This is a genomic window from Nonomuraea sp. NPDC059007, assembly GCF_042740555.1.
Classification (GTDB): domain Bacteria; phylum Actinomycetota; class Actinomycetes; order Streptosporangiales; family Streptosporangiaceae; genus Nonomuraea.
In genome coordinates this window covers 44012-71003 of record NZ_JBHYJD010000007.1, presented here as the reverse complement: position 1 = coordinate 71003, position 26992 = coordinate 44012, and the positions used below count along the sequence as shown (strand labels likewise).

Genomic DNA, 26992 nt, shown 5'->3' with positions numbered 1-26992 from the left:
ACTCGCGTCTATTCACGAGGAAGCTCTTTACCTGTCGAATGACAAGAGGGGACTGATCTGGAGGATGAGCGGCGAGCAGCGGAGGTTCGAGCTGAGCGTGCCGCAGGTCCTCGGTGGAGCCCTGGCCGCGGTGACCGCCGCGGTGGCGGCGTCGTATCTCGGCGTGGCGGGGACGGTGATCGGCGCGGCCGTGGCCAGTGTGGCCAGCACGGTCGGCAGCGCGATCTACACGCACTACCTGAAGCGGACCGGCGAGAAGGTCAAGGAACACACGGTGCTCGCGTGGCGCGAGCACGAGGACGGCGAGGAGGTGCCGCCGCACCGCGACGGCGAGGGGGAACTGGCCACCGCGGCACAGGCGACCCTCCGCGACGAGCCGCCGCCGGAGCCGGGCGCGGGGGAGGCGACCCTGGTCATGGCGGCGGTGGAGAAGCCGGAACGGCGCCGCCCGCTGCCGTGGCTGAAGCTCGGGTTCGCCGCCGCGCTGGTCTTCGCGATCAGCATGGGCGCGATCCTCGTCTACCAGGCGGCCAGCGGCTCGGCGATCCCCGACCAGCTGCCCGGCAAGCGCCCGGCCTCGGTCAGGGAGGAACCCAAGGGACCGGTCAGGGAGGACGAGCACACCACGCCGCCCACCGAGACCCCGGCCACCCAGGACGAACAGGAGCCCACGCCGACCCCGACGCCCACTCCGACACCCAAGCCGAGCAAGACCAGGACGCCGACCCCCACGCCGACGCCGACCAAAACCGGCGAGGCGGAGCCGTCGGGCGAGCCGACCACGGACCCGCCCGAGGAGACCGGCCAGCCCGAGGAGGAGGCCACCCCACCCCCGGACGAGGCACCCGCCGACCAGGAACGCGCCCCCATCCCCTGACAACCCCTCCGATCCGGTACGGCTGACGACGAACTCTGTGTCAGGAGGCCGGTGGGAGGACGACCTGCAGCCGGGTCGGACCGCCCTCCGGGCTGGACAGGGTGAGGACGCCGTCGTGCGACTCCACACGCCGCCTGATCCCGGCCAGCCCCGAGCCCCCGCCGGTCTCCTCGCCGGCGCCGCCCCTGCCGTCGTCCTCCACGGTGATCCGCAGCGCCTCGCCGTACAGGATGACCTCGACGTCGACCCGGGTGGCGCCGCTGTGGCGGGCGACGTTGGTGAGGGCCTCGGCGACGGTGAAGTACGCGGTGGCCTCGACCGACAGCGGGAGCGGCCCGAGTTCGCCCACGCTCAGGCCGCACGGGACGGCCGACCCGGCGGCCAGCGCCGACAGCGCGCCGGACAGGCCCTTGTCCTCCAGCACCGGCGGCAGGATGCCGCGCACGACTCCGCGCAGTTCGGCGAGGGCCTGCTCGGCGGCGGTCTGGGCGCGTTCGAGCGCGGGGTCGGCGGCCTCGGGGTTCCTGGAGAGCGCGCGCCTGGCGGCGGCGACGGTGACGACGACGGCGACCAGCCTGTTCTGGGCGCCGTCGTGCAGCGAGCGCTCGATCCTGCGCAGTTCGGCGGCATGAGCGCGCAGGGCGGCGGCCCGCGTGGCGGTCAGCCGCGCGACCCGCGCGGACAGGTCCACCGAGGCGTGCGGCGACAGCAGCCTGCGGCCGGGCAGGCTCTGCAGGACGGCCAGCCGCGGCCCCAGCACGATGGCCAGCCCCAGCCAGAGCACCCCCGACAGGCCGACGGCCAGGACCGCGGGCCACGTCTCCGCGCGTACGCCGAGCGAGGAGCCCACCTCGCCCGCGGGCAGGAGGTGCCACCACAGCGGGAACGTCACGTCGCGCAGCCCCATGATCGGCAGCGCGAGCCCGGCGAGCCCGAGCACCAGCCCCATCGTGGAGTGGACGGCCACCCACGCCAGGTCGCGCCGTACGGAGGGATCGTGCCAGGCCGCCTTCATCTGCTCGGCCCAGTTGCCCTCCGCCGGTTCGCCGTAGGGGGAGATGACCGGCTCGCCGCGGCGGCCCAGGCGGGCGCGTTCCCGCTCGGCCACGGACCTGGTCAGCCCGATCATGCCGGGCAGCGCCAGCAGGCCGACGCCGGCGAGACAGCTCACCAGCGTCACCCACCACGCCATCGCGACGAACAGGGCGAGTACGGCGGTGCCGAGCCCGCCCGCGAGGCGGTCCAGAGCCTCGAGGGCGTCACGCGTCATGCCTCAAAGGGTATGGACGTCCCGGGCCGCCTGGCACTCCAGCCAGCTATACGACTCAGCCGAGGACGGTGTCCAGGTAGGGGTTGGTGAAGACGCGGCCGGGGTCGAGGCGGTCGCGCAGCGCCACGAAGTCGGGCAGGCGCGGGTAGACGGTCGCGAGGTAGGCGGCGTCGCGGGTGTGCATCTTGCCCCAGTGGGGGCGGCCCCCCAGCCTGGTCATGATCTCCTCGACGCCCTCGAAGTAGGCGGGGTTGGGGGTGGGGCGGTAGATGTGGCAGGCGATGTAGGCGGAGTCGCGGCCGTACGCGGTGGACAGCCAGGCGTCGCTCGGCGGCGTCACCCGCACCTCGACCGGGAAGGTGATCTTCCAGTCCATGAGCTCGACCAGGTCGCGGGTCTCGCGGAGTGCCTGGCCCAGGTGCTCGCGCGGCACGGCGTACTCCATCTCCAGGAAGCGCACGTCGCGCCGCGCGGTGAAGATCTTGTAGGAGGTGTCCACGGACTCGGAGTCGCCGAGCGCGGCGGCGCTGACGGCGTTGATGCGCGGGATCAGGCCGGGGGAGCGGGCGCCGAGCGCGCAGGCCGCGCCGAAGAGCGTGTTCTCCAGGAAGACCGCGTCCAGCCAGTGCTTGAACGCGCTCGGCGGCCGGGCCGGCCCCGGGTTCCTGTTGTTGGTCTTGACCAGGCAGGCGTCGGTGTGCGGCACCCAGAAGAAGTCGAGGTGCTCGTTGGCCGAGGTCATGGAGTCGAGCGAGGACAGGATCTCGGTGAGGGGGAGACGGCGGCGCCGGTTGTGCAGCAGGAACGCGGGCTCGACCTTGAAGGTGACCGCGGTCAGGACGCCGAGCGCGCCGAGCCCGACCCGGGCGGCGTCGAAGAGGTCCTCGCCCGGCTTGACCGTGGCCACGGAGCCGTCGGCGAGCACGAGCTCCAGCTCGACGACCTGGTCGGCCAGGCCGCCCGTGTCGCGGCCGGTGCCGTGGGTGCCGGTCTGGATGGCGCCGGAGACGGTCTGCTCGGTGATGTCGCCCATGTTGGCGAGCGCGAGGCCGCGCTGGTCGAGCAGTTCGTTGAGGTGGCTGAGCGGGGTGCCGGCGAGGACGGTCACCCGGTCCTCCGCCCACGTCCTGACGCCGGTGAGACCGGTGGGGCGGAGCATGATGCCGTCGGTGAGGGCCACTCCGGTGAAGGAGTGGCCCGTTCCGACCATGCGCAGCCGCCGTCCGGTGCGTGTGGCGTCCCGGACGGCGCTGACCACGTCTTCTACCGAGGCGGGTGTACGCACCTCGGCGGGGGTGCCCGACTGGTTGCCGGCCCAGTTGGTGAAGACCATGACGCGCCCCCTGGAAAGGATCGTTCCGTTAAACGTGAACGATACTCACCTCTCCCAGCCTTCGGGAACAGGGTAGATGTCGCCGGGCTGAAGGTTCTGGCTCTTGAGCAGTGTGGAAACGGTCACCAGCGTGTAGCCGCGGCTTTGGAGCAGCTTGACCAGGCTCGGCATCACGTCGACCGTCTGCTTGACCCAGTCGTGCATCAGGATGATGCCGTCGCGCTGGGCGACCGCCAAGGTCTGCTTCTTGATCTCGTCGGCGTTCTTGGTGGCCCAGTCACGCGAGCCGGCCGTCCACAACACGATCGGCATGTCGAACTCCGCCGCCACGTCCGACACCTGGATGTCGGCCATGCCGTACGGCGGGCGCAGCAGCTTGGGCGTGACCCCGGTCGTCTTGTAGATGATGTCCTGGGTCTTCTTGACCTCGTTCCGGATGGCCCCCGGCTCGAGATCGGTGAAGTTGGGGTGCTTGTAGCTGTGGTTGCCGAGCTCGTGGCCCTCCTTGGCCATGCGCTTGGCGAAGGCGGGCCGCGTCTTGACGTACTGGCCCTCCAGGAAGAAGGTCGCCTTCGCGTTGGCCTTCTTCAGGGTGTCGAGGAGCTTGTCAGCGTACTTGCCCGGCCCGTCGTCGAAGGTCAGCGCGAGGCATTTGACCTGCGTGCAGTCGACTTCAGGAGCGGCCGACGCCGGCGCTGGGGCCAGAGTGACGGTGACAGCGGCGATGGCTAGAAGTGAAGCAATTTGTCGGGACATTACGGAGCTTTCGTGAGTTGAGGGTGTTGCTTGAGGGATCTCCCGACCGTAGCGGATCAGCTCTTCGCCGGTGAAGGCGCTTCAGGAATCCTCAGCAAACCCGAACCTGACACCCCGACGAGGGCCGCGAACAGCGCGCACGCCAGGGAGAAGGCGTAGGCGTTGGAGGCGCCGAACGCCTCGGTGAGCCGCCCGCCCGCCCACGCGCCGAGCGCGACGCCGAAGCCGATCGAGGTCGAGATCCAGGCCATTCCCTCGGTCAGCAGCGAGGGCGGCACCAGGCGCTCGGTCAGCGAGAAGCCCGTGATGAGCGTCGGCGAGATGGCCAGTCCCGCGACGAACAGCGCCAGCGCCATGATCCGCGTGTCACCCACGAACATGATCGGCAGCAGGCCGACGACGAACACCCCGAGCGCCCGCACGAAGCGCCCGCGCATCGGGATACGCCAGTGCCGCGAGCCGAACCACAGGCCCGAGACCATCGAACCGCCCGCGAAGCTGGCCAGCAGGAAGCCCGCGGCCCCCTTGGCTCCGTGTTCCTCGGCGAAGGCCACGGTGATCAGGTCGACCGAGCCGAACACGGCGCCCAGGCCCACGTACACGGCCGACAGCAGGGCCACGCCCGGGATCAGGATCGGCGTGCCGCCGGCGGCGCGCACCGCCACGATCGGCGGCTGCGTACGCCGCTGCGCCGCCAGCGCCAGCGACCCGCCCAGCATCGCCACCACGGCGACCACCAGCCCCGCGTACGGGTTGACATAGGTGGCCAGCAGCGTCACCGCCGCCGGCCCGGTCACGAAGATGACCTCATCGGCCACCGACTCGAACGCGAAGGCGGTGTGCAGCTTGCCCGAGCCGCCGTGCAGGTTCGACCACCGCGCGCGCACCATCGAGCCCAGCGAGAGCGAGGTCGCGCCGACGAGCAGGCCCGAGGCGTAGAGCGTCCATTCGGGCAGCCGGAACCCGGCGCTCAGGATGAGCGAGACCAGGGCCACCGCGTTGACGACGGAGAAGGGGACGATCACCCGGTTCTGGCCGAAGCGGTCGGCCAGCCGTCCCGAGAACGGCGCCGCGATCGCATAGGAGACGTTGACCACGGCCGCGACGGCTCCCGCTGTGGCGTAGGACTCGGTCAGCGCGGAGATCAGAAGGACGATCCCGATCCCCAGCATCGACATGGGGAAGCGCCCCACGAATCCGGCCAGGACGAAACCCTTGACTCCGGGCGCGTTGAACAGTCCCCGATACGGCCCGACCACAAAATCCCCCTATCGCCGCGTGACACCCTTCTGCAGACCCTCGCGGAAGCGCAACTGATTTTGGGTAACGTGTCCCGCGTGTCCGCTCTTCCCTCGATCCGTTCCGCGGTGCTGCTCGTGGCCGCGGTCGCCGTGGTCACCGTGACGAGCGGCGGCGTGGTCTTCCTCGTCCGCGACGACCTGTTCACCGACCCGGCCCGGCCCCAGCCGACCCGCCGCGCCCAAGAACCGCAGGCCAGGCCGGAACCCCTGGAACGGATGGTCCCCGAACAGGTGAAGGACTTCGGAAGAGGCGGCCCCGGCATCACCCCCACCCCGCCCAGGGTGCTGGCGATCGCCCGCGCCACCGTGCCCAAGCAGGCCCGCTACGCGCTCGGCCGGCTCAAGCACGTGCAGAAGGTGGCGGTCGTGGACGCGGGCGCCATCAAGATCTCCGGCACCGGCCTGAACGTGCTGGCCGTCACCCCGGCCGACTTCCGCGCCTGGACCCCGAAGCCGGTCGCCGACGAGCCGGCCGTCTGGAGCGCGCTGAGCCGCGGCGAACTGGTCGCCGACACCGCCGCCACCCGCAGGCTCGGCATGGTGCTGGGCGCGGACTACCAGGTGGACGGCGGCCCCAGGCTCCGGCTGGCCGCCTCGGCCGGGCTCGGGCTCAAGGGCATCGACGGCATCGTCAGCGCCGAGACCGGCAAGGCGCTCGGCGTCGCCCCGGGCGTGGCCGTGCTGCTGCACGGCAAGGAGGGCAAGGTGGGCACCGCCGGGGTCGCCAAGCTCCTCGGCAAGGGGGCCCAGGTGATCGGGCTGGGCGGCAGCCGTACCCCGGCGCCGCAGGAACAGCGGGTGGCGTCGGTGGGACGGCCGGGCAGCTACCTCGACCTCTACAAGCAGGCGGCCACCCGCTGCCCCGGGCTGTCCTGGACGGTGCTGGCGGCCATCGGGCAGGTCGAGAGCGGGCACGGGCGCAACAACGGGCCGTCGAGCGCGGGCGCGCTGGGTCCGATGCAGTTTATGCCCGCCACATGGCGGGCCTACGGCGTGGACGGCGACGCCGACGGCAAGAAGGACATCTGGAGCCCGTACGACGCGGTGCCGGGCGCCGCCAACTACCTGTGCGCCAACGGCGCCGGCAAAGGCGGCGAGAAGCTCCGCAAGGCGATCTGGTTCTACAACCACTCGTGGGACTACGTGAACAAGGTCATGGGCTACGCCGAGGCCTACGCCCGCGCTTACACCTGAGGACACGTCTCCGTCGAGCACGGCACCGGCTCGGGACCGGCCATCAGCTCGCCCACCACGCGCACGAACGCCGGGTGGGTGCCGACCGTGGCCGCCCGCGCCATCGGCAGCCCCAGCTCCGCGGCCACCTCCACGGCCTCGGTGTCGAGGTCGTAGACGACCTCCATGTGGTCGGAGACGAACCCGATCGGCGCCAGCACCACCGGCCCGTCGAGCGTGCGCAGGTGGTCGCAGACGTCCGGCTCCAGCCACGGCACCTGCGGCGGGCCGCTGCGCGACTGCCACACGAGATCCCAGTCTTGGGTACGGCCCAGCGCCTTGTTGACCAGCTCGGCGCTGCGCCGCAGCTCGCTCTCGTAGGCGCTCTTCGCGTGGGCCAGCGGGATGCTGTGGGCGGTGAAGACGAGCCTGGCGTCGGGCCGGCCGAGCTCGGCCAGCGCGTCGCGGACCCGGTCGGCCATGGCGGTCACGAACCCCGGGTGGTCGCCGTAGTGGGGCAGCTTGACCAGCTCGGGCCCGCCGGGCAGCGAGATGCGCGCGATGTCCTCGTAGTACTGCCGGCAGGAGGAGTAGCCGGCGAAGGCCGAGGTGGCGAAGACCGCCGCCCTGCGCACGCCGTCGGCGCGCATCCGGCGCACGGTGTCCTCGCCGTAGGGCGCCCAGTTGCGGTTGCCCCAGTAGACGGGCACGTCGAGCGTGGGCCGCACGGCCTCGATCAGGTCGCGGTTCTGCTGGTTGATCGGGCTGATCCCGCCGAAGTGGTAGTAGTGCTCGGCGACCTCCTTGAGCCGCTCGCGCGGCACGTTACGGCCGCGCACGACGTTCTCCAGGAAGGGCATGACATCGCCGGGACCTTCAGGTCCGCCGAAGGACAGGATCAGCAGTGCGTCGTAGTTTCCCACGTAGGCAAGCCTAGGGGGCGCTGAGGTAGGTTCGATCGGGTGAGCGCATTCAACGACATTCGCGACTATGTGGCCATCCCTCGGGTTCTCTCGCTCAAGCTGTCCCCTGACGGCTCGCGGCTGGTGTCGGTGGTCCAGTCGCTCAATCCGGACGGCAAATCCTTCGGCACCGCGCTCTGGGCGATCCCCGTCGACGGCGCCCCCTACCGGCTGACCCGCTCGGCCAAGGGAGAGAGCTCGGCCGACTTCACCGCCGCCGGCGACGTGCTGTTCACCTCCGCCCGCCCCGACCCGACGGTCAAGGACGGCGAGGAGGAGGTCCCGGCGCTGTGGCTGCTGCCGCGCGAGGGCGGCGAGGCCCGCCAGATCGCCAACAGGCCCGGCGGCATCGGCGCCTTCAAGACCGCCGGCGACGTGGTCGTCTTCTCCGCCGACGTGCTCACCGGCGAGGAGTCCACCGAGGAGGAGCGGCGTAAGGCCCGCAAGGACGCCGGCATCAGCGCGATCCTGCACGAGGGCTACCCCGTCCGCTACTGGGATCACGACCTCGGCCCCGGCGGCCCCCGGCTGTTCGCCGGCCGGCTGAGCGGCGACCGCCTGGCGGAGGTGCGCGACCTGACGCCGGACGCCGGACGGGCGCTGGTCAACGCCTCCTTCGACCTCACCCCCGACGGCGCCGCCGTGGTCAGCACCTGGACCACGTACCTGCCCGGCGGGCAGCAGCGCACCGACCTGGTCGCCATCGACGTGGCCACCGGGGAGCGGCGCACCGTCGTGACCGAGGAGGGCCAGGACTTCACCGGCCCGCTGGCCGTCTCGCCCGACGGCACCAAGGTCGCCGCCGCCCGCGACCGGCACACCGCGCTCGACCTGTCGGCCCGCACCGAGCTGTGGATCGGCGACCTGGCCACCGGCCAGGGCCAGACCCACGCCCCCGACCTGTTCCCGGCGGACGTGGCCTGGGCGCCCGACTCCGCGTCCGTGTACATCGTGGCCGACCACCAGGGCCGCCGCCCGGCGTTCCTGGTGCCGATCGGCGGCGCGGCCTCCCGGCTCACCCGCGACGACGACGCCTACCTCGCGCTCAACCCCGCCGCCGACGGCCGCTCCGTCTACGCGCTGCGCAGCTCCGTGTCCTTCCCCGCCGGGCCCGCCCGCATCGACCTGCCCGGCGGCCAGGTCACCGACCTGCCCTCGCCGGCCGAGCGGCCCGAGGTCAAGGGCACGCTCACCGAGATCTCCGCCACCGCCGACGACGGCGCGACCATCCGCGGCTGGCTGGTGCTGCCCGAGGGCGCCTCGGCCGACGACCCCGCGCCGTTCATGCTCTGGATCCACGGCGGACCCGTCGCCTCCTGGAACGACTGGCAGTGGCGCTGGAACCCGTGGATCATGGCCGAGCACGGCTATGCCGTACTGCTGCCCGATCCGTGCCTTTCCACGGGCTACGGCCAGCGGATGATCGACCGCGGATGGGGCGACTGGGGCCCGCGCACGCTCGCCGACCTCGACGCGATCGTGGACGTCGCCCTCGCCCGCCCCGACGTCGACGGCGAGCGCGCCGGCGCGATGGGCGGCTCCTACGGCGGCTACATGGCCAGCTGGGTCGCCGGCCACAGCGACCGCTACAAGGCCGTCGTCACCCACGCCTCGCTGTGGAACCTCGACCAGTTCGCCGGCACCACCGACGCCGCCATGTACTGGCAGCGTGAGTTCGGCGAGCCCGGCTCCGAGCGCTACGCCAAGCTCTCCCCGCACCACGGCCTCAAGGACATCCGCACCCCGATGCTCGTCATCCACGGCGACAAGGACTACCGGGTGCCGATCGGCGAGGCCCTGCGCCTGTGGTGGGACCTGCAGCGCAGCGAGGTCGAGTCGAAGTTCCTGTACTTCCCCGACGAGAACCACTGGATCCTCAAGCCCGGCAACGCCGTCGCCTGGTACGAGACCGTCCTGGCCTTCCTCGCCCAGCACGTCCTCGGCCAGGAGTGGAAGCGCCCGGACTCGGTCGCATGACTGATTTCAGGACTGATTTCCTCAAGCTTGCCGAGGACATCGCCAGGGAGGCGGGCGCCATGCTGCTCGCCGAGCGGCCCGCGATGTCCGCGGTGGTCGAGACCAAGTCCAGCCCCACCGACGTCGTCACGGCGCTGGACAAGGCCTCGGAGGAGCTCATCAGGGCCCGCATCCTGGCCGCCCGCCCCGACGACATGATCCTCGGCGAGGAGGGCGGCGCCACCCCGGGCTCCAGCGGCGTGCGCTGGGTCGTCGACCCCATCGACGGCACCGTGAACTTCCTGTACGGCCTGGCCGACTGGGCCGTGTCCATCGCGGTCGAGGTGGACGGCGAGATCGTCGCCGGGGTCGTCAACGTGGTGCCGAGGGGCGAGGTGTTCACCGCCGCGCTCGGCGAGGGCGCCTGGCTCGGCGGCTCCCGGCTCGCCTGCAACCGGGACGTGCCGCTGTCCAGGGCGCTGGTCGCCACCGGGTTCGGATACTCGCCCGAGCGGCGGGCCGTACAGGGGGAGGTGCTCGCGGCGGTGCTGCCCAGGGTGCGCGACATCCGGCGGGGCGGCTCCTGCGCCACGGACCTGTGCTCGGTGGCCGCCGGCCGCGTGGACGCCTACTACGAGCGCGGCGTCAATTACTGGGACTGGGCGGCGGCCGGGCTCGTCGCCGCCGAGTCCGGCGCCAGGATCGGCGGCCTGCGCGGCAAGGCTCCGAACACCGAGCTGACGCTGTGCGCGGGCCCCGGCCTGTTCGAGGACCTGCACGGCCTGCTCGCTCCCCTGGACCCGGAGCGGGACGCCTGACGCGCACGTGAAACGGCCGGAGCCCCGCTGCGGGGCTCCGGCCGTTTCGTGCTTCCGGTGGTCAGCGAGGCAACGGCACCCCGTGGTCGTCCGCCAGGCGGCGCAGGTCCTCGATCTCGGCGTTGAGGGTGTCGGCGAGGTAGTCGTCGCCGGAGCACTTGGCCTCCTTCAGGCCACGATATGCCTGGTCGAGGCGGCGTTCGATCGTAGTGGTGAACTCGCCCATCTCACCTTCTCTCTCAGGGGGGTCGCAAAGAGCGCGCGAAAACCCGCGAGCACACGTCAGCGGGTGGTCCCGACGGCATACCCCGGACCCTCCGTTCCCGAAACATGGATTTGGCCGCGGCTTGCGGCTCGCGTGCTCACACATGCCTTACCGTGCGCTTATCGTCGTGTGCGGAGAATGTGAGCCGGGACCGGAGAGAGGTGTGCACACCGTGCGAGTGCTGGTGGTCGAAGATGAGCGGGTGCTCGCCGACGCGATCGCGACCGGGCTGCGCCGCGAGGCCATGGCCGTGGACGTGGCCTACGACGGGGGCGGAGCGCTGGAGCGTACCTCCTACATCGACTATGACGTGATCGTGCTCGACCGTGACCTTCCGGTCGTCCACGGGGACGAGGTGTGCCGCCGTCTGGTGGCGCAGCGCACCGCGTCGCGCATCCTGATGCTGACCGCCTCTGGCGACGTGGACGACAAGGTCGAAGGGCTCGGGCTGGGCGCCGACGACTATCTCGCCAAGCCGTTCGTGTTCGTGGAGCTCGTGGCAAGGGTACGGGCCCTGGGCCGGCGCTCCGCGCCGGCGCTGCCGCCGGTCCTTGAGCGGGGAGGCATCCGGCTGGACCCGGGCAAGCGGCTGGTGGAGCGCGACGGCAAGGAGGTCGTGCTCACCAAGAAGGAGTTCGCGGTGCTCGAAGAGCTGATGCGGGCCGAGGGCGCCGTCGTCTCGCAGGAAGACCTACTGGACAAGGCATGGGACGAGAACATCGACCCGTTCACCAACGTCGTGCGGGTCACCATGATGACGTTGCGCAAGAAGCTGGGAGAGCCGCAGGTGATCGAGACCGTACCCGGGGTGGGATACAAGCTGTGAGCGAACCGGTGCCGACCCACCCCATGATCAGCCCGCACTCGGAGCGGGCCGAAGGCAGGAAGGCGCCCTCGCCCAGCGGGGCGCCGTCGTGGGATGGTCCGCCTCCTCCCGAGTACCTCGGTTCGGCACCGCAGGGGTCCCTCTGGGACCTGCCCGGCAAGGTCAGCGTCCGCTGGCGCCTCACGATCGCCTACAGCGGGATGTTCTTCGTCGCCGCCGCCGTCGTGGTGATGTCGCTGTACACCATCGCCGGCTCCACGGTCGACACGGAGTGGCCCAACCTGAACCTGCGGGGCGTGGCGCCCATCGAGGCGACCATCGCCGAGGCGCAGTGGCGGGCGGTGCAGACCCAGACCAGGCAGAACATCCAGGAGGCGATGCTGCGCAGCAGCATCATGGCCCTGGTCGGCGTCGGCATCTTCGCCGTGATCATCGGCTACTTCGTGGCCGACCGGGCGCTGCGGCCGGTCAGCAAGATGACCGCCACCGCCCGCAAGCTCTCCGACGGCAACCTCAGCCACCAGCGCATCGCCCTGCAGGGCCCCGACGACGAGCTGAAGGAGATGGCCGACACCTTCGACGACATGCTCACCCGCCTCAACGTCGCCTTCGACACCCAGCGGCGCTTCGTGGCCAACGCCTCCCATGAGCTGCGCACGCCGCTCACCATCAACAGGACGGTCCTGGAGATCGCCCTGGGCGACCCGGGGGCCTCGGAGGATCTGAAGGCGCTGGGCCGTACCCTCCTGGAGGTCAACGCGCGCAACGAGAAGCTCATCGAGGGGCTGCTGCTGCTCGCCAGGAGCGAACGCGAGCTGGCCGTGCGCAAGCCGCTCGACATCAAGGACGTGGCGCAGACCGCGGTGGAGCAGGTGATGCCCTTCGCCGAGGAACACGGTGTGACAGTCACCACAGAACTGAGTCCGGCGGGCGCCGTGGGGGATCCGGTGTTGCTGGAGCGGTGCGTGAGCAATCTGCTGGAGAACGCGGTCAAGTACAACCTTCCCGATAACGGAAAAGTCTGGATCCGAACGGGAATGGCGGACGGGGCGTTGGTTGTTCAGGTGGCCAACACCGGGCAGCACGTCCCGGCGTACGAGGTGAACAGCCTGTTCGAGCCGTTCAGGAGGCTCCATGCGGACCGTGTGGATTCGGCGAAGGGATCGGGACTCGGGCTTTCGATCGTCCGTGCTGTGGTGCAGGCGCACGGCGGAAACGTCGCCGCTGTTCCACGTGATGGTGGGGGACTTGTCGTGACCATTCGGCTTCCTGGTCGTTGATCCCGGCGTGTTGATCCACCGCGGGCGTCTCGTTCGCGCCGTACATGTGGTTGGATGTGCCGTCGAACACGGTGGCGCAAGACGCCAAGGCTGTGGGTTTAGCCATATTTGGCTAACCATTGCCGTCGGCGGCGCGTCATGACGTGTTGGGAGGTTCGTCGACCTCTTCTCGCGGGTATCCGATGCAAAATCTCCCGCGAGGAACGGGCACAAGATGAACGTCCCGGACGTTAGACCACGCGCGACGAGCGCGAAGACATATAGATGAGGGGGATGGAGTAAGCACAATGGCTACCGACTACGACAGCCCGCGCAAGACCGATGACGACCTGGGGGAGGACAGCCTCCAGGAACTCCAGGCGCGGCGCACGGACAAGTCGTCCGGCAGCATCGACATCGACGAGACCGATCTCGCCGAGTCGCTCGAGCTGCCCGGTGCCGACCTGTCCAACGAGGAGCTCTCCCTGCGCGTGATACCGCGCCAGGCCGACGAGTTCACGTGTTCGCGTTGCTTCCTGGTGCACCACCGTAGCCAGCTGGCCTCCGAGCGGAACGGCCAGCAGGTCTGCCGGGAGTGCGCCGCCTAGTTGGGAGGCACCGTGGCAGCACCTGACAAGGAGAACGCCGAGCCCGACAGGGAGATCGGCGAGATCGTGGGCAAGCTCTCCCAACCCGGTGAGCTGGAGCCGGCCGAGCGGCGCAAGCTGCTCGGCCGACTAGCCCAATCTCTCGCGGCAGGCGCGAGGAAGGCACGCAAGAGCGGCGAGAGCCGAGGCCGATGGCTCGCCGACGTGTTCCTCAGCATCGCGCCCCGCATCCCCATCAGGGACCTGCAGACACTTTCCGAGCACCATCACGGCCTCACTGGTGAGCAACTCGCCGACGACCTGGTGCGCACCGCCCAGAAGGCCACCATGACCGTCGGCGCCATCGGCGGGGCACTGGCCGCCGCCGAGTTCGCCGCTCCACCCCTCCTGCTCTCCGCGCCGGCCCAGCTGGTCGCCGAGACGATCGTCGTGGCCGCCGTCGAAGTCAAACTTCTGGCCGAGCTGCACGAGGTCTACGGCGTCCGCGTCGAGGGAACCGGCACCCAGCGTGCCGTCGCCTTCACCGCGGCCTGGGCCAGGCAGCGCGGAATCGACCCCTTCGCGCCGGCCACGGTGACGCTGGCGATCGGCGCCGCCACCAAGACCGCGCTGCGCAACCGGCTGCTCAAGGTCCTGGGACGGCACCTGACCACGCTCGGGCCGTTCCTCACCGGCGCCGTCGCCGGGGGCGCGCTCAACCGGGCCGCCACCAAGCGGCTGAGCGAGGCGATCCGCAACGACCTGCGGGGCAAGCAGGCGCTGCCGACGCCCGGCAAGCGGGCCCTGGACCCCTGAGCCGCGTTCAGACGCGCAGGCCGTCGAACGTCATCTTCAGCACCGCGTCGGCCAGTTCGTCGGCCGTGCCGCCCCTGCCGGGCTGGTACCACTCGGTGATGGAGTTCACCGTCCCGAACAACAGCCGCGTCACCAGCGCCGGGTCCAGGTCGGGCCGGATCTGGCCGTCGGCCGCCGCCTCCTTCACCAGGTGCGCGATGAACCGGTCGAACTCGCGCCGCCGGTCCAGCGCCTGCTGCTCGGTCGCGCTGTTGCCGCGCACCCGCAGCAGCAGTGTCACGTACGGCAGGCGGTCCACCAGGATGCGGACGCTCTGCCGTACCACCCACTGGAGACGCTCGATCGCGGGACCGGTGCCGGCCCGCTCGTCGGCCACCACCTCGAACAGCCCGTCCAGTGCCCGGTCCAGCGCCCGCGCGAGGAGTTGCTCCTTGCCGGGCACGTGGTAGTAGATGGCCGACTTGGTGACGCCGAGCGCGCGGGCCAGGTCCTCCATGCTGGTCCCGTCGAAGCCGCGCTCATTGAAGACGCCCACGGCGATGGACAGCACGGACTCGGGGTCGTGTCCGCGCTTCCGCTGACGGGATGTGGTGGCCATATGGTCAATTATCCCGTCTTATACCGTCTGTCGATGACCCGTTTGAGCTTGCCGACGGATCGCTCCAGCGTCTCCGGCTCCACGATCTCCACCTCGACGCTCACCCCGACCGTGTCCTTGACCGCCCCGCGCAGCGCGGCTGCGGCCTCCCCGCGGCCCTCGAAGCCCGGCCTGGCCTCGACCTTGACGGTCATCACGTCCAGCCGCTCCGGCCGGGTCAGGTGCACCTGGAAGTGCGGCGACAGGCCGGGCGTGCGCAGCACGATCTCCTCGATCTGGGTGGGGAAGACGTTCACGCCGCGCAGGATGATCATGTCGTCGGTGCGTCCGGTCACCTTCTCCATGCGCCGGAACGCCGGCCGCGCGGTGCCGGGCAGCAGCCTGGTCAGGTCATGGGTGCGGTAGCGGATGATCGGCAGCGCCTGCTTGGTCAGCGAGGTGAAGACCAGCTCGCCCGCCTCGGCGACCTCGCCGGTGAACGGGTCGACCGTCTCCGGGTAGAAGTGGTCCTCCCAGACGTGCAGGCCGTCCTTGGTCTCCACGCACTCCTGCGCGACGCCGGGCCCCATCACCTCCGACAGGCCGTAGATGTCGACCGCGTGCAGGTCGAAGCGCTCCTCGATCTCCTTGCGCATCTCCTCGGTCCACGGCTCGGCGCCGAAGATCCCGACCTTGAGCGAACTGGCGCGCGGGTCGAGGCCCTGCGACTCGAACTCGTCGAGAAGCGCCAGCATGTACGACGGGGTCACCATGATGACCTCGGGCCGGAAGTCGTTGATGAGCTGGACCTGCCGGGGCGTCATGCCGCCGGAGACCGGCACAACGGTGCAGCCGAGCCGCTCGGCGCCGTAGTGGGCCCCGAGGCCGCCGGTGAACAGGCCGTAGCCGTAGGCGACGTGCACGATGTGGCCGGGGCGGCCGCCGGCGGCGCGGATGGAGCGGGCCATGACGCCGGACCAGGTGTCGATGTCGTCGCGCGTGTAGCCGACGACGGTGGGCTTGCCGGTGGTGCCGCTGGAGGCGTGGATCCGGACGACCTGCTCGCGGGGGACGGCGAACATGCCGAACGGGTAGGTGTCGCGCAGGTCCTGCTTGGTGGTGAAGGGGAATTGCGCGAGGGCGGCGAGCTCTTTGCAGTCGCGGGGGTGGACGCCTTGTTCGTCGAATTTATGACGATAAAACGGGACGTTTTGGTAGGCGTGGTTGAGCGTCCACTGCAGGCGCTCCAGTTGCAACGCGGCCAGTTCGTCACGCGAAAGCCGTTCCGCGGGATCGAGGTCCTCCGGCGCGGGCGCTCCGGCCGTGTCCATGGGCCGCTTCACGGCATCTCCCCGCTTCACGGCATCTCCCCACTTCACGGCATTTCCCTGCTTCACCACATCTCCCCGCTTCACCGCATCTTCCTGCTTCACCGCAGCTCCCTGCTTCTGCCGCGGAACTCCGCGACCACCCGGCCGCCGGAACCCGTCACCGTGATGTCGTAGATTCCGCTGCGTCCGTAACGCGTGCGCTCGGCCGCCGCGGCGGTCAGCACGTCGCCCTCCCGGGCGGGGGAGACGAAGGTGATCTCCGCCCCGGCCGCGACCGTCACCGGGCCGTAGGTGTTGCACGCGCAGGCGAAGGCGGTGTCGGCCAGGAGGAAGACGTATCCGCCGTGGCACAGGCCGTGCCCGTTGACCATCTCCGCGGTCACCGCCATCCGGCAGGTCGCCCGGCCCTCCGCCAGATCGAGTAGCTCGATGCCCAGTGCCTTGGAGGCCGTGTCGGCGGCGAGCATACGACGCGCGCTTTCCAACGGAAGTCTCCCTTGTCAACTGACCGAATGTTCGGTAAACACTTCACGTCCGGCGGATCCCTGTCAAGAGAGGGACAACATGTTCGAGCAGAACCGCGAGACCCTGGACCAGGCGCTCTCCGCGATCTCGGAACGGGGCTACTGGAGCGCCTATCCCGAGTCGCCGAGCCCCCGCGTCTACGGAGAGGGTGCCGCCGAGCGGGGCAAGGAAGCGTTCGAGGGCTATCTGGGCAGACCCTTCCCCACCGACCAGCCGTCCTCCGGTGACCCGGTCGGGGCGGAACGCTCGCCGTACGGGATCGAACTCGGCGTCACCTACCCGCGGCCGGACGTCGCGGCCCTGATCGCCGCCGCCAAGGCGGCGCTGCCCGCCTGGCGCGATGCCGGGCCTGAGGCGCGCGCGCTCGCCTGCGTCGAGATCGTCAACCGGATCAACAAGCGCTCCTTCGAGCTCGCCAACGCCGTGCAGCACACCAGCGGCCAGGCGTTCGTCATGGCCTTCCAGGCCGGCGGCCCGCACGCCCAGGATCGCGCGCTCGAAGCCATCGCGTACGGCTACGCCGCCATGACCGCCTCCGGCACCGCGGCGCGCTGGGAGAAGCCGGCCAAGGGCGACCCGCTGGTGATGGAGAAGAAGTTCACCGTCGTGCCGCGGGGCATCGGGCTCGTCATCGGCTGCAACACCTTCCCGACCTGGAACTCCTACCCGGGCCTGTTCGCCTCGCTCGTCACCGGCAACCCCGTCATCGTCAAGCCCCACCCGCGCGCCATCCTGCCGCTGGCCATCTCCGTCCAGATCGCCCGCGAGGTGCTGGCCGAGGCGGGCTTCGACCCCGGCCTCGTGCAACTGGCCGTGGAGGAGGGCGTGGGCCTGGCCACCGACCTGGCCGTCCATCCCGGCGTACGCATCGTCGACTTCACCGGCTCCACCACCTACGGCGACTGGCTGGAGGCGAACGCCCGCCAGGCGCTCGTCCACACCGAGAAGGCCGGGCTCAACACCGTCGTCCTCGACTCCACCGACGCCTACAAGGGCATGCTCGGCAACCTCGCCTTCTCCCTGTCGCTCTACAGCGGCCAGATGTGCACCGCGCCGCAGAACATCCTCATCCCGGCCGCCGGCATCGACACCGACGAAGGACACAAGAGCTTCGACGAGGTCGCCGCCGGGATCGCCGCCGCGGTCGGCAAACTCCTCGGCGACGACGCCCGCGCGGTGGAGCTCACCGGGGCGCTGGCCAACCCCGACGTGCTGGCCCGCGTCGACAACGCGCCCGCGCTGGGCGAGGTGGTCCTGGAATCGCGGGCGCTCAAGCACCCGACCTTCCCGGAGGCGACCGTCAGGACGCCCGTCATCGTACGCGTGGACCCCGCGCGATCCGACGTCTACACCAGCGAGCACTTCGGGCCCATCTCCTTCGTGATCCCGGTGGAGTCGACCGAGGCGGCGCTGAACCTGCTCGGCGAGACCGTCTCGGCGCACGGGGCGCTGACGGCGGCCGTGTACTCGACCTCGCCCGATGTGCTGGACCGGGCGGAGAAGGCGGCTTTGGAGGCCGGGGTCAACCTCTCCTGCAACCTGACCGGCGGCATCTTCGTCAACCAGTCGGCGGCGTTCAGCGACTTCCACGGCTCCGGCGCCAACCCGGCGGCGACGGCCTCCCTCACCGATCCGGGGTATGTGGCGGGCCGCTTCCACATCGTCCAATCCCGCCGCCCGGCCTGACACTCCGTTCTTGTGCCGTGTGATGCCTAGGGGCCGGGCCGGGGAACGGGCCACCCGCTCCGGCCCTCCGTGCACCCCGTCCGGCCCCTGTCATCCCGTCCGGCTCCTGTCACCCAGTCCGGCCCTCGGTACCCGGTCCGGCCGCTGTCACCCGGTCAGGCCCTGGGGGCCGCCGCCCGCAGCACACCATCGACCAGCGCAACCACCACCGGGCCCGTTCTCGCACCTGACGTCCTACAGCGGCGGCCCGCATCGTCCCGCTCTGAGGTTTTGCCCTTGTCGCCGCTGCCTTGACCGATGCCTCTGCCCGTGCCGCGAACCGTGAGGAGCCCGCATGACTGACAGCCACCCGGCCGCCGGGGGCCGACGGTGAACACCGTGCTCGTGGAGGAGAAGCCGGACCGGCTCGTGGTGCGGCTCCACCGGCCCGAGGCCCGCAACGCGATCAACGCCGAGATGGTCGGCGACCTCCACGCGGTCTGCAGCCTGCTGGAAAGCGACCCCAGGCCACTGCTGCTGACCGGCGGCAACGGGTTCTTCGCCGCCGGGGCCGACATCGCCGAACTGCTCGAACGCGGCCGCGACCAGGCGCTCCAGGGCATCAACAGCACGCTGTTCGAGCGAATCCGCCACCTGCCGATGCCGACGGTGGCCGCGGTCGACGGTTACGCCCTGGGCGGCGGCGCGGAACTGGCGTACGCCTGCGACATCAGGGTGGCCAGTACCCAGGCGAAGTTCGGCAACCCGGAGCCCGGTCTGGGCATCATCGCCGGCGCCGGAGCGTGCTGGCGGCTGAAGGAACTGGTCGGGGAGCCGCTGGCCAAGCTGGTACTGCTGGCCGGGCACACCATCGACGCCCAGGAAGCGCTGTCGTCGCGCCTGGTCGCCTCCGTGCACGAGCAAGAGTCCCTGGAGGCGGCGGCCCACGCCCTGATCGACCGCATGGTGAAGATGTCACCCGCCGCACTCCGCCTGACCAAGCTCGTCCTGGACGCCCCGCCTGCCGCCCACCCGGTCACCGACCACCTGGCCCAGGCCGTGCTGTTCGACGACCCCGACAAGCATGCCCGCATGCGGAAATTCCTGGACCGGAACAGGAAGGACAACAGATGACCGACGCACCCCCAGAGGAACCCCGCCGCCTGCGGGTGGCCGTCATCGGCGGCGGCCGGATGGGCGCCGGCATAGCCCAGGTCTTCCTTACGGCCGGAGCCGAGGTAACCGTCCAAGAACCCGAATCCGAAGCCGCCTATGCCCGCATAGCCAAGGGCCTGGCCATAGCCGCATCCAAATCCACCGGTCAACCCACCACCACACCACCCAGCCCCCAGCCCGCCAACCCCGCCTCGGTCAACCCGAGGTCTGTCACCCCTGGCTCCGTCGGTCCGGGGTCTGTCAGCCCCGGGTCTGTCAGCCCGGGGGCGGACATCCCGGGGTCGGTCAGCTCAGGGTCGGTCAGCTCAGGGTCGGTCAGCTCAGGGTCGGTCAGCTCAGGGTCGGTCAGCTCAGGGTCGGTCGGCCCGGGACCTGTCATCCCTGGGTCTGTCGGTCCGGGGGTTGTCGGCTCTGGGGGTGGTGGGGTCAGTGCGGGGGAGGCGTTGGGTCGGCTGGTGATGGGGCCGGTGCCGCGTGGTGTGGATCTGGTGATCGAGGCGGTGCCGGAGGATCCCAAGCTCAAGGTCGAGGTTCTGGCCGAGGCGGAGGCGCGGGCGGGGGAGCGGGCCGTACTGGCGAGCAATACGAGTTCGCTGTCGATCGGTGAGCTGGCGGCGGGGCTTGATCGGCCCGAGCGGCTGATCGGGCTGCACTTCTTCAACCCTGTGCCGGTGCAGAAGCTGGTCGAGATCGTTGTGACGCCCGGTACTCCGGGTGAGGTGCTCGGGCGGGCGCAACGGTGGGTGGAGCTGATCGGGAAGACGGGGGTGGTGGTCAACGACTCGCCGGGGTTCGCGTCCAGTCGGCTGGGGGTGCTGCTGGGGCTGGAGGCCATGCGGATGGTCGAGGAGGGCGTCGCCTCGCCCGAGGACATCGACACCGCCATGGAACTCGGCTACCGGCACCCGATGGGGCCGATCAAGCTCGGGGACCTCGTGGGGCTGGATGTGCGGCTGGCCATCGCCGAGTACCTGCACCGGAAGCTCGGCGAACGGTTCGAGCCGCCCCGGATTCTGCGGGAGAAGGTCGCCGCGGGGGAACTGGGGCGTAAGTCGGGGAAAGGGTTCTATACGTGGGAGGAGGATCGATGAGCGGGATATTTCAGGAAGTCATCGACGCGGACGAGCGCATCGAACCACGCGACGACATGCCCGACGCCTACCGCAAGACGCTGATCCGGCAGATCGCCCAGCACGCGCACTCCGAGATCATCGGCATGCAGCCGGAAGGCAGCTGGATCACCCGGGCGCCCTCGCTCAAGCGCAAGGCGATCCTGCTGGCCAAGGTTCAGGACGAGGCGGGGCACGGGCTCTACCTCTACAGCGCCGCCGAGACGCTCGGCGTCCACCGCGACGAACTGCTCGACGCACTCCACGAGGGCCGCCAGCGCTACTCCTCGATCTTCAACTATCCGACCCCCACCTGGGCGGACATGGGCGCGATCGGGTGGCTCGTGGACGGCGCCGCCATCGTCAACCAGGTGCCGTTGTGCCGGTGCTCGTACGGGCCGTACGCGCGGGCGATGGTGCGGATCTGCAAGGAGGAGAGCTTCCACCAGCGGCAGGGCTACGAACTCCTCTACACGCTCGCCCACGGCACGCCCGCCCAGAAGCGCATGGCCCAGGACGCGGTGGACCGCTGGTACTGGCCGTCGCTGATGATGTTCGGCCCGCCGGACACCGAGTCGACCCATTCCGCGCAGTCGATGGCCTGGAAGATCAAGCGCCACTCCAACGACGAACTGCGGCAGCGCTTCATCGACATGCTGGTACCGCAGGCCGAGATCCTGGGCCTCACCCTCCCCGACCCCGACCTGAGCTGGAACCCCGCGCGCGGCCACTACGACCACGGCGAGATCGACTGGTCGGAGTTCAAGCGCGTGCTGGCGGGCGACGGGCCCATGAACGCCGAACGCATGTCCCACCGCCGCCGCGCCCACGAGGAGGGCGCCTGGGTCCGCGAAGCCGCCACCGCCTACGCGACCCGCTCCAGCCCCCACCCATCCACCTCGGGCCCATCCACCTCTGGGGCGTCAGGTTCCAGGCTGCCGGACCGTGAGGCCTCCGAGGAGTCAGCCCCCGAAACGTCAGCACCTAGGCCGTCAGCCCCCGGGTTGTCGGACCCCGAAGTGTCGGACCGCAGGTTGTCAGACCGGGGGTTGTCAGACCGGGGGTTGTCAGACCGGGGGTTGTCGGATCCCGAAATGTCAGCCCACAGGTCGTCGGACCGGGGGTTGTCAGACCTGGGGCTGTCGGACCGCGGGTTGTCAGACCAGGGGTTGTCAGACCAGGGGTTGTCGGACCGTGAGCCGGCGGCGCGTGGGGTGCCGGGGGAAGGGGTGGCGGGATCTGGGGCGGTGCCGTGGGAAAGCGGTTCCGGGGTTGGGGAGGTGGGGTGATGTTGTGGGAGGTGTTCGTGCGGCCCAAGCGTGGGCTTTCGCATGTGCACGCCGGGAGCCTGCACGCCGAGGACGCCGAGTTGGCGTTGCGGCATGCCAGGGATCTGTACACCCGCCGCCAGGAGGGCGTGAGCATCTGGGTCGTCCCGGCCGCCGAGATCACCGCCTCGTCGCCGGATGAGAAGGACGCGTTCTTCGATCCGGCGGGGGACAAGCCGTACCGGCATCCGACCTTCTACGACCTGCCCGAGGGGGTGAAGCACCTGTGAACTCCCTGGAGATCGGTGACGACTGCCTCGTGCTGTCGCAGCGGCTGGCCGAGTGGGTGACGCGGGCGCCCACCCTTGAGGAGGACGTCGCTCTGGCCAACCTCTCGCTCGACCTTCTCGGGCAGGCCCGCTCCTTGTTGTCGCGGATCGGGGATGAGGACGAGCTGGCGTATCTGCGCGGGCCCGGGGAGTTCCGCAACTGCCTGCTCGTGGAGCAGCCCAACGGGGACTTCGCGCACACGGTGGTGCGGCACCTGCTGTACGCGAGCTTCCTGTTCGAGGTGTACGGCACGCATCCCGAGGACGGGGTGGCCGCCAAGGGCGTCAAGGAGATCGCCTACCACCGCGACTACGCCGCCCTCTGGACCAGGCGTCTCGGACTGGGGACCGACGAGAGCCACCGCCGCATGACGGCCGCCCTGGACGCGCTCTGGCCGTTCACCGGGGAGCTGTTCGCCCAAGACGCCCAAGACACCCAAGACGCCGGGAGCGCCGAGGGCGCCGGGGATGCCGGAGACGCGGGTGAAGGGGGCGGTTGGGGTGTGGGCGTGAGTGTGCTCAGGGAGCCTTGGGCGGAGTATGTGGGGGCGGTGCTGAATGAGGCGGGGCTGGCGGTGCCGGAGGGTACTGGGCAGCGGTATGGGGGGCGCAGAGGTGTGCACAGCGAGCACCTGAGCGCCCTCCTCGCCGAGATGCAGGCACTGCACCGCGAGCACCAGGGCGCCACATGGTGACGCTCGCGCAGGCCAGAGCGGTGGTCGCGGCGGTGCCGGATCCTGAGCTGCCGGTGCTCACCCTTGGTGATCTGGGCATCGTCAGGGAGGTCAGGCAGAGGGCGGACGGTGGGTTCGAGGTGGTGGTGACGCCCACGTACTCGGGCTGCCCGGCCATGGACGCCATCCGCGAGGACATCGGCCGGGCGCTGCCCGGCGCGGTGGTCACGACGGTGCTGTCGCCGCCCTGGAGCACGGACTGGATCACCGACGAGGGCAGGGAGAAGCTGCGGGAGCACGGGATCTCGCCGCCGGGCCGCCTGCGCGGCCGGGGGACGGTCGCGCTGGAGCTGAGCGAGAGGGGAGCGGTCGCGCTGGAGCTGAGCGAGTGGGGGGCGGTCGCGCTGGAGTTGAGCGCGCGGTGTCCCCGGTGCGGGTCGCCGGAGACGCGCCTGGTCAGCCGGTACGGCTCGACCGCCTGCAAGGCGCTCTACACGTGCCGCGTGTGCCTGGAGCCGTTCGACCACTTCAAGGAGATCTGACGTGAGCCGCTTCCGGCCCCTCACGGTCGCGGCCGTGGACCGGCTGACCGACGACGCGGTGGCGGTGACGTTCGAGGAGCGGCTGCCGTTCGTGCAGGGGCAGCATCTCACCGTGCGCGTCTTCCTCGACGGCCTGGAGGTACGGCGCAGCTACTCCATCTGCTCCCCGGCCGGCGGCCCCCTCAGGATCGGGGTCAAGCGGCTCCCGGGCGGGGCGTTCTCCGAGTGGGCCAACTCCATGCTCAAGCCGGGCGACATGGTGGAGGCGATGCCGCCACTCGGCCGGTTCACCACCCCGCTATATCCGGAAAAATCGCGGCATCATCTGGCCATCGCCGCCGGATCCGGCATCACCCCCGTCATCTCCCTGCTGACGACCACGCTGGAGGTCGAGCCACTCAGCCGCTTCACCCTCGTGTACGGCAACAGAACCGCCAGGGAGGTCATGTTCGCCGAGGAACTGGCCGACCTGAAGGACGTCTACGGCAGCCGGCTCAACCTCCTCCACGTCCTCAGCCAGGAGCCCCAGGAGGCGCCGATCGCCAGCGGCCGCATCGACGCGGACAAGATGCGCACCCTGCTGCCCCTGCTGGGCGAGGCCGACGAGTACTACCTGTGCGGCCCTATCGGCCTGGTCGAAACGGTCAGGGGGATGCTGGTAGGCGGACGGGTCCACTACGAGCTGTTCTACGCGGGGGAGCCGGTCGCGAGGGCGCATGCCGTACCGGATGGGGCGGTTTTCGACTTCACGCTCGACGGCCGCACCACGCGCGTGAACCTGCGCGACGACGAGAGCCTGCTCGGCGCCGCGCTGAGGGTGCGCGCGGACGCGCCCTACGCGTGCAGGGGCGGCGTCTGCGGCACCTGCCGCGTGAGGGTGAGCAGGGGGGAGGTCACGATGGACCAGAACTACGCGCTGGAGCCCGGAGAACTGGCGGCCGGATACCGGCTGGCCTGCCAGAGCCACCCCGTCACCGAGCACGTCACAGCGGACTTCGACGCCTGAAAAGGCGAAAAACCCGAAAACCCGAAAAAGCGGAAAACGGGGGAGCGGGGGAGCGGGGGAGCGGAAAAGCTGGGGAAGCGGAAAGCCGGAAAGAGCCGGGGAAGCGCCTGTTGTGAAGGAGCGGAAGAAGATGGCCAAGCCGTTCGCCTCATCGGAGGATCTGGGCGAGAAGCGGCAGACGCTGCATGTCCTGGCCGAGGGCGTCTACGCGCTCACCGCCGAAGGCGACCCCAACGTGGGCGCGGTCGAGGGCGAGGATTTCGTGGTGTGTTTCGAGGCGCTGGCCACCCCGGTCGCCGCCCGCGAGTGGCTGGCGAAGCTGCGTGAGCACACGGACAAACCGGTGCGCTACCTGGTCCTGTCCCACTATCACGCGGTGCGGGTCCTGGGCGCGTCGGCGTTCGGCGCTGACGTGATCGTGGCGCACGAGAAGACCCGCGAGCTCATCGCCGAGCGCGGCGAGCAGGACTGGGCCAGCGAGTACGGCAGGATGCCGCGCCTGTTCAAGGAGCCCGCCTCGATCCCCGGCCTGACCTGGCCCACCGCCACGTTCAGCGACCGTTTCACCATCGAGCTGGGCGGCGACAGGGGTGAGCTGGTCCTGCAGTACTGCGGGCGCGGCCATACCGAGGGCGACCTGGTGATGTGGTTGCCGAAGCACCGGATCATGTTCGCCGGCGACCTCGTGGAGTCGCAGGCCGCCCTGTACACCGGCGACGCCTTCCACCGCGACTGGGCGTCGGGCACGCTCGACCGGGTGGCGGCGTTCGGGGCGGAGACGCTGGTCGGCGGCAGGGGCGCGGTCGCGACGGGCAAGGACGGGGTCGAGGCGGCCATCGCCCAGACCCGCGAGTTCCTGGACGTGATGATCAGGGAGGTGGGCGGCAGCCGTACGCTCAAGGAGGCCTTCGAGCGCACCCACGCGGCGCTCGCGCCCCGCTACGGACGCTGGCCGATCTTCGAGCACTGCCTGCCGTTCGACGTCTCGCGGCTGTGGGACGAGCTGCACGGGATCGAGCGCCCGGTCATCTGGACCGCAGAGAGGGACAGGGACGTATGGGCGGCCCTGCAGTCATAGTGGTCGGCGCGGGCCCGGTCGGCCAGACGGCGGCGCTGCTGCTGGCCCGCTGGGGGCTGCGGGTGCTGGTCCTGGACCGCAGGCCGGCGCGTGACCTGGAGGGCTCGCGTTCGATCTGCCAGCAGCGCGACGTGCTCGACCTCTGGTCGTGGCTGGGCGTGCCGCAGGTGGCCGAGGAGGGCCTGACCTGGACCACCGCGCGCACCTACTACCGCGACCGCGAGCTGTTCTCGTGGAGCTTCGGCGCGCAGGGCCCGCTGCCGCCGTTCGTCAACATCTCGCAGGCCCGCACCGAGGAACTGCTCGACGCGGCCATCGCCGCCGAGCCGCTGATCGAGGTGCGCTGGGACCACGAGGTGACCGGCCTGGAGCAGGACGGCGAGGAGGTGACGGTCCGCTGCGGCGATCGGGTGACGCGCGCGCCCTATGTGCTGGCCTGCGCGGGCGCCCGCGCCCATGGGGTACGGCAGGCGCTCGGCGTCACCTTCGACGGGCACTCCTTCGACGACCAGTTCCTCATCTGCGACATCCGGGCCGATCTGCCGGGCTGGGAGCAGGAGCGCCGCTTCTACTTCGATCCGGAGTGGAACCCCGGCCGCCAGGTCCTCATCCACCCGTGTCCCGGCTCGACGTATCGGATCGACTGGCAGGTCCCGCCCGGCTACCTCGCAACATCAGATGATATTTCGCGAAAAATCAGGCAAATCATCGGTGACCGGCCGTATGAGCTCGTCTGGCAGTCGGTCTACCGCTTCCACTCCCGGATCGCCTCCCGGATGCGCGTGGGACGGGTCCTGCTGGCCGGGGACTGCGCCCACCTCGTGGCCCCGTTCGGCGCCCGCGGGCTCAACTCCGGCGTGCCCGACGCCGAGAACGCCGCCTGGAAGCTGGCCGCAGTCCTGCGCGGCTGGGCGCCGGAGGAACTGCTGGAGACCTATCACGACGAACGGCACGCCGCCGCCCGGGAGAACCTGGAGGTCACCACGGCCACCATGCGCTTCCTGGTGCCCACGGACGAGGCCGGGCGGGCGCACCGGCGCGACGTGCTGGAGCGGGGCGCGATCGAGGAGGTCGACTCCGGGCGCTTCGCCGAGCCGTACTGGTACGTCGACTCCCCGCTCACCACGCCGGGCCGCCCCTTCGCCGGGCGTCCGCCCAGGGGACAGAGCCCGGCTCCGGCGCCCGGGGTGATCCTTCCCGACTGCCCCATGCCTGGCGGACGGCTGCGCGAGATGTGCAGGAGCGGTTTCCTGCTACTCCTGGGTGAAATGTGTGATTCGAGTTTGTTTGCCCAGATCCCGGGGAAGGTGACTACGGCGCCGCTCGCCGTTCGCGAGCTCGCGGAGATCGATGGGACCGGAGCCCTGGCCGAGACTCTCGGTGCGGCGCCGGATGAGGTATGGCTCGTCAGGCCCGACGCCCACATCGCCGCGATGATCCCCCATGCGGGGACCGAAGAGGTGGCGGCCGCCGTGAGCCGTGCCTTGCGGCTTGCGTACAGTGAGTCGTAGGA

At 70.4% G+C, this 26992-nt stretch carries 26 protein-coding genes and 3 pseudogenes; 19 read left to right on the top strand and 10 right to left on the bottom strand.

All coding sequences use genetic code 11. The features are described from left to right. Nucleotides 1-64: 64 nt before the first annotated feature. Complete coding sequence (locus ACFWY5_RS13480) at nucleotides 65-877, top strand: hypothetical protein (protein ID WP_379631966.1); 813 nt, start codon at nucleotides 65-67, stop codon at nucleotides 875-877. A gap of 40 nt (nucleotides 878-917) precedes the next feature. On the opposite strand, the gene ACFWY5_RS13475 is transcribed toward ACFWY5_RS13480, so the two are convergent. The 4 genes from ACFWY5_RS13475 to ACFWY5_RS13460 are packed head-to-tail and all read right to left on the bottom strand — an operon-like array spanning nucleotide 918 to nucleotide 5495. After that, on the bottom strand, nucleotides 918-2147 hold the full coding sequence (locus tag ACFWY5_RS13475) for a sensor histidine kinase (RefSeq protein ID WP_379609702.1): 1230 nt from the start codon (nucleotides 2145-2147) through the stop codon (nucleotides 918-920). A 55-nt stretch (nucleotides 2148-2202) separates the two neighbouring features. Next, nucleotides 2203-3480, bottom strand: a complete 1278-nt coding sequence (locus tag ACFWY5_RS13470) for a D-arabinono-1,4-lactone oxidase (protein WP_379609703.1) — start codon at nucleotides 3478-3480, stop codon at nucleotides 2203-2205. Between the two features lie 45 nt (nucleotides 3481-3525). Next, nucleotides 3526-4236: a polysaccharide deacetylase family protein gene (locus tag ACFWY5_RS13465; RefSeq protein ID WP_184971880.1), complete on the bottom strand. Its 711-nt coding sequence runs from the start codon at nucleotides 4234-4236 to the stop codon at nucleotides 3526-3528. 56 nt (nucleotides 4237-4292) lie between these two features. Next, the gene (locus tag ACFWY5_RS13460) at nucleotides 4293-5495 is read right to left on the bottom strand and encodes an MFS transporter (RefSeq protein WP_379631965.1); all 1203 of its coding nucleotides are present in this window, start codon (nucleotides 5493-5495) and stop codon (nucleotides 4293-4295) included. A gap of 78 nt (nucleotides 5496-5573) precedes the next feature. On the opposite strand from ACFWY5_RS13460, the gene ACFWY5_RS13455 reads away from it, so the two are divergent. Further along, a complete protein-coding gene (locus ACFWY5_RS13455; protein ID WP_379631963.1) occupies nucleotides 5574-6731 on the top strand; it encodes a lytic murein transglycosylase in 1158 nt (385 codons plus the stop codon). Here ACFWY5_RS13455 and ACFWY5_RS13450 read toward each other — a convergent pair. After that, entirely contained in the window at nucleotides 6722-7633 is a 912-nt protein-coding gene (locus ACFWY5_RS13450; RefSeq protein WP_379609706.1) for a ferrochelatase, read from the bottom strand. The genes ACFWY5_RS13455 and ACFWY5_RS13450 overlap by 10 nt on opposite strands. 39 nt (nucleotides 7634-7672) lie before the next feature. Between ACFWY5_RS13450 and ACFWY5_RS13445 the strand changes: the two genes are divergently transcribed. Then, complete coding sequence (locus ACFWY5_RS13445; RefSeq protein ID WP_379631961.1) at nucleotides 7673-9649, top strand: prolyl oligopeptidase family serine peptidase; 1977 nt, start codon at nucleotides 7673-7675, stop codon at nucleotides 9647-9649. After that, nucleotides 9646-10446 (top strand): inositol monophosphatase family protein, encoded by an 801-nt coding sequence (locus tag ACFWY5_RS13440; protein ID WP_379631959.1) that lies wholly within the window; start codon nucleotides 9646-9648, stop codon nucleotides 10444-10446. Before ACFWY5_RS13445 ends, ACFWY5_RS13440 begins: the two co-directional genes overlap by 4 nt. A gap of 61 nt (nucleotides 10447-10507) precedes the next feature. Here ACFWY5_RS13440 and ACFWY5_RS13435 read toward each other — a convergent pair whose 3' ends face one another. Continuing rightward, complete coding sequence (locus tag ACFWY5_RS13435) at nucleotides 10508-10672, bottom strand: hypothetical protein (RefSeq protein WP_184971869.1); 165 nt, start codon at nucleotides 10670-10672, stop codon at nucleotides 10508-10510. Between the two features lie 211 nt (nucleotides 10673-10883). Here ACFWY5_RS13435 and ACFWY5_RS13430 point away from each other — a divergent pair, with 211 nt between their 5' ends. From ACFWY5_RS13430 to ACFWY5_RS13415, 4 genes are all read left to right on the top strand, one after another. Further along, entirely contained in the window at nucleotides 10884-11537 is a 654-nt protein-coding gene (locus tag ACFWY5_RS13430) for a response regulator transcription factor (RefSeq protein ID WP_184971867.1), read from the top strand. Then, entirely contained in the window at nucleotides 11534-12817 is a 1284-nt protein-coding gene (locus tag ACFWY5_RS13425; RefSeq protein WP_379609709.1) for a sensor histidine kinase, read from the top strand. Before ACFWY5_RS13430 ends, ACFWY5_RS13425 begins: the two co-directional genes overlap by 4 nt. Before the next feature lie 287 nt (nucleotides 12818-13104). Then, entirely contained in the window at nucleotides 13105-13404 is a 300-nt protein-coding gene (locus ACFWY5_RS13420; RefSeq protein WP_090929286.1) for a DUF4193 domain-containing protein, read from the top strand. 12 nt (nucleotides 13405-13416) lie between these two features. Continuing rightward, entirely contained in the window at nucleotides 13417-14199 is a 783-nt protein-coding gene (locus ACFWY5_RS13415) for a hypothetical protein (RefSeq protein WP_379631957.1), read from the top strand. A gap of 7 nt (nucleotides 14200-14206) precedes the next feature. On the opposite strand, the gene ACFWY5_RS13410 is transcribed toward ACFWY5_RS13415, so the two are convergent. The 3 genes from ACFWY5_RS13410 to paaI all read right to left on the bottom strand — a co-directional run bounded on the left by ACFWY5_RS13410 (nucleotide 14207) and on the right by paaI (nucleotide 16574). Then, the gene (locus ACFWY5_RS13410) at nucleotides 14207-14797 is read right to left on the bottom strand and encodes a TetR/AcrR family transcriptional regulator (protein WP_379609711.1); all 591 of its coding nucleotides are present in this window, start codon (nucleotides 14795-14797) and stop codon (nucleotides 14207-14209) included. Nucleotides 14798-14805: 8 nt separating this feature from the next. After that, entirely contained in the window at nucleotides 14806-16107 is a 1302-nt protein-coding gene (paaK, locus tag ACFWY5_RS13405; RefSeq protein ID WP_379632238.1) for a phenylacetate--CoA ligase PaaK, read from the bottom strand. A 98-nt stretch (nucleotides 16108-16205) separates the two neighbouring features. Continuing rightward, nucleotides 16206-16574, bottom strand: a complete 369-nt coding sequence (paaI, locus tag ACFWY5_RS13400) for a hydroxyphenylacetyl-CoA thioesterase PaaI (RefSeq protein WP_379609746.1) — start codon at nucleotides 16572-16574, stop codon at nucleotides 16206-16208. Between the two features lie 97 nt (nucleotides 16575-16671). On the opposite strand from paaI, the gene paaN reads away from it, so the two are divergent. The 3 genes and pseudogenes from paaN to ACFWY5_RS13385 all read left to right on the top strand — a co-directional run. Then, nucleotides 16672-18318, top strand: a complete 1647-nt coding sequence (gene paaN, locus ACFWY5_RS13395) for a phenylacetic acid degradation protein PaaN (RefSeq protein ID WP_379631955.1) — start codon at nucleotides 16672-16674, stop codon at nucleotides 18316-18318. A 369-nt stretch (nucleotides 18319-18687) separates the two neighbouring features. Continuing rightward, on the top strand, nucleotides 18688-19431 hold the full coding sequence (locus ACFWY5_RS13390; protein WP_379631953.1) for an enoyl-CoA hydratase/isomerase family protein: 744 nt from the start codon (nucleotides 18688-18690) through the stop codon (nucleotides 19429-19431). Beyond that, a pseudogene (locus ACFWY5_RS13385) lies at nucleotides 19428-19565 on the top strand (3-hydroxyacyl-CoA dehydrogenase NAD-binding domain-containing protein); the annotation flags it as partial. The gene ACFWY5_RS13390 and the pseudogene ACFWY5_RS13385, both read left to right, overlap by 4 nt. A 53-nt stretch (nucleotides 19566-19618) precedes the next feature. Here the strand turns inward: ACFWY5_RS13385 and ACFWY5_RS13380 are convergent. Continuing rightward, the gene (locus ACFWY5_RS13380) at nucleotides 19619-19852 is read right to left on the bottom strand and encodes a hypothetical protein (RefSeq protein ID WP_379632244.1); all 234 of its coding nucleotides are present in this window, start codon (nucleotides 19850-19852) and stop codon (nucleotides 19619-19621) included. Between the two features lie 106 nt (nucleotides 19853-19958). Between ACFWY5_RS13380 and ACFWY5_RS13375 the strand changes: the two are divergent. The 8 genes and pseudogenes from ACFWY5_RS13375 to ACFWY5_RS13340 form a co-directional block, all read left to right on the top strand. Then, nucleotides 19959-20564: pseudogene (locus ACFWY5_RS13375) on the top strand (3-hydroxyacyl-CoA dehydrogenase family protein); the annotation flags it as partial. Continuing rightward, nucleotides 20561-21460: pseudogene (paaA, locus tag ACFWY5_RS13370) on the top strand (1,2-phenylacetyl-CoA epoxidase subunit PaaA); the annotation flags it as partial. The pseudogenes ACFWY5_RS13375 and paaA, both read left to right, overlap by 4 nt. A 410-nt stretch (nucleotides 21461-21870) precedes the next feature. Continuing rightward, nucleotides 21871-22140 (top strand): 1,2-phenylacetyl-CoA epoxidase subunit PaaB, encoded by a 270-nt coding sequence (gene paaB / locus ACFWY5_RS13365; protein WP_379609714.1) that lies wholly within the window; start codon nucleotides 21871-21873, stop codon nucleotides 22138-22140. Next, nucleotides 22137-22874 (top strand): 1,2-phenylacetyl-CoA epoxidase subunit PaaC, encoded by a 738-nt coding sequence (gene paaC / locus ACFWY5_RS13360; protein ID WP_379631951.1) that lies wholly within the window; start codon nucleotides 22137-22139, stop codon nucleotides 22872-22874. The genes paaB and paaC overlap by 4 nt, the downstream gene beginning before the upstream one ends. After that, nucleotides 22868-23395 carry a 1,2-phenylacetyl-CoA epoxidase subunit PaaD gene (gene paaD / locus ACFWY5_RS13355; RefSeq protein ID WP_379609716.1) on the top strand — a complete coding sequence of 176 codons (528 nt, stop codon included), beginning with the start codon at nucleotides 22868-22870 and terminating at the stop codon, nucleotides 23393-23395. Before paaC ends, paaD begins: the two co-directional genes overlap by 7 nt. A 1-nt stretch (nucleotide 23396) precedes the next feature. Beyond that, a complete protein-coding gene (locus ACFWY5_RS13350) occupies nucleotides 23397-24401 on the top strand; it encodes a 2Fe-2S iron-sulfur cluster-binding protein (protein WP_379609717.1) in 1005 nt (334 codons plus the stop codon). A gap of 130 nt (nucleotides 24402-24531) precedes the next feature. Then, nucleotides 24532-25479: an MBL fold metallo-hydrolase gene (locus tag ACFWY5_RS13345; RefSeq protein WP_379631949.1), complete on the top strand. Its 948-nt coding sequence runs from the start codon at nucleotides 24532-24534 to the stop codon at nucleotides 25477-25479. Continuing rightward, nucleotides 25458-26990: an FAD-dependent monooxygenase gene (locus ACFWY5_RS13340; protein ID WP_379631947.1), complete on the top strand. Its 1533-nt coding sequence runs from the start codon at nucleotides 25458-25460 to the stop codon at nucleotides 26988-26990. Before ACFWY5_RS13345 ends, ACFWY5_RS13340 begins: the two co-directional genes overlap by 22 nt. The last annotated feature ends 2 nt before the right edge of the window (nucleotides 26991-26992 follow it).